This window comes from Microcoleus sp. BM001215392 (assembly GCF_036700185.1).
In the GTDB taxonomy this organism is placed as follows: domain Bacteria; phylum Cyanobacteriota; class Cyanobacteriia; order Cyanobacteriales; family Microcoleaceae; genus Microcoleus.
Map to the genome: position 1 here is coordinate 17,445 of NZ_JAUBOJ010000092.1, position 2,116 is coordinate 19,560.

The 2,116-nt window shown below is 46.4% G+C and carries 1 protein-coding gene; it reads left to right on the top strand.

Translation table 11 applies throughout. From position 1 onward, the window contains the following. Positions 1-2,022: alpha-mannosidase (locus tag QT974_RS12685; protein WP_333468835.1), on the top strand; the 2,022-nt coding region annotated here is incomplete at its 5' end. Positions 2,023-2,116 lie beyond the last annotated feature (94 nt).

Consider the following 2,116-nt stretch of genomic DNA (forward strand, 5'->3'; position numbering starts at 1 on the left):
CAAAGTTTAGTCCAAAATTCCACAAATTTACCCGCAAGCCAAACGAAATCGCCCGAATACCCGGAAAGTTTTCAATTTGGGAAGACAGCCGATGATTTGGTGGCGTCAGCCGATAATTTTTGCGGTGAAATGTCGGAATTAAAGCCTGAATCCCTTGATTGGCCAACAGAGATTGACAAGGAAAAATCCCAACTACAAAATTCCCCTATTCTCCCGATTTGGAAAGATGAACTTTATTTAGAGTTCCATCGGGGCTGCTACACGACTCGCGCTGACCAAAAACGCCAAAACCGCCGCTGCGAAGATTTGCTCTATCAGGCGGAATTGCTGTCTGCGATCGCCACAATCTGCACTGGTGCAGTTTATCCTCAATCCGAGCTAGAATCAGCATGGAAACAATTGCTGTTTAACCAGTTTCACGATATTTTGCCCGGTTCGGCGATCGCCCAAGTCTACACTGATGCTAATCTAGCCTTTACTCAGGTCGATCGCGCTGGTCGCCACATCCTGCTACAATCCTTAGATGCTATCTCGGCTCGAATTTCTCTGCCTGCTCCACCGCAGCCGGACGCTCAACCGATTTTTGTTTTCAATACTCTCAATTGGCCGCGCTCTGAGGTTGTCGCCCTAACTCTTCCCGATTCCTCCGATGCAGCTTGGCAAATTTACGATTTATCGGGACAAAGCTTGACTTGGCAGATTCTCGGCGACGATCGAGAGTCACTACCGCTGACAATTTTATTTTGTGCTAATGACATCCCGGCGATCGGCTACCGCGTGTTTTGGCTCTGTCGGGAAACTCAAACTGCCGATCGTCTACTTGCAAGCTCAGCCACAGAAAAAAATACAGAACTGTCAAAACTTACATACGGTATAACACAAAAAAACACGCTTTGTCAAGAAACGCATTTTGCAGCCCAAGAAATGGTGTTAGAAAATGAGCTTATTCTGGCAAAAGTAGACGCAGCAACTGGTAATTTATCCAGCATTTGGGATAAAGCAAATAACAGAGAAGTGTTGAATGCAGCCGGAGGCAATCAACTGCAAGCTTTTCAAGACAGCGGTCAATATTGGGATGCTTGGAATATCGATCCGAATTATCAACAACATCCATTACCCGCGCCGATACTCAAAGAGATTTATTGGGTGGAGCGGGGAGAAGTGCGGCAGAGTTTGCGCGTAATTCTGCAAATTGGCAAATCGGAGTTTCGTCAAGATTATATAGTAGAAACAGGTTCGCCACTGCTGAAAATTAAGACAGTCGTAGATTGGCAAGAAACTCACGTGTTAGTCAAAACAGCCTTCGGTTTAAATGTCGAAGCAGATTTTGCGACTTGCGAAATTCCCGGCGGTGCGATCGCGCGATCGACCAAACCGCAAACACCCGCCCAAAAAGCCAAATGGGAAGTACCTATTTTGCGCTGGACTGACATCAGCAATGATGGTTTTGGAGTTAGTTTGCTTAACGATTGCAAATACGGCTGCGACATTCAACCGAATCAAATTAGGCTGACTTTGCTCCGGGGTTCGACTTGGCCTGATGAAGCGGCAGATCGAGGAGTTAGCGAATTTACTTGTGCAGTCTATCCCCATGCTGGAAATTGGCAGGATGCCCGCACAGTTCAGCGTGGGTACGAGTTGAATTTGCCACTGTTAGTCAAGGTATTCCCGCAGTTCGAGGAAAATCAAAATAAGACTCTCGAAGCAGTTGGCAAGTTCTTGGATTTAGCAGCCCCAAATTTAGTTTTGATGGCATTTAAACAGTCGGAAGATGATGCGAATGTGTGGATTTTGCGCTGTGGTGAATCCGAGGGAAAAGAAGCTGTGCTAGAGTTGGATGGCGATTTGGGATTGGAGATTTTAGAGTCTGTCGATTTGTTAGAACGACCTGCAAATTTGTCTGAAAAATTGCCTCAAGGCCGAGGGTTTAAAATAGAACCTTGGAAAATTGCGAGTTTTGCTGTTGTCATGAACCGCGAAGATGCTGTTGTCGCGAAGCGCGAAGCGGCGCGTAAGCGCTAGGAAGAGGGGGAAGGGAATAAGGGATAATTTTAAAGTCTAAGAGGGTGTTTGAAAACTCCTTTCGTTGGTATCAAAAGACCCGATCCCCCTAACC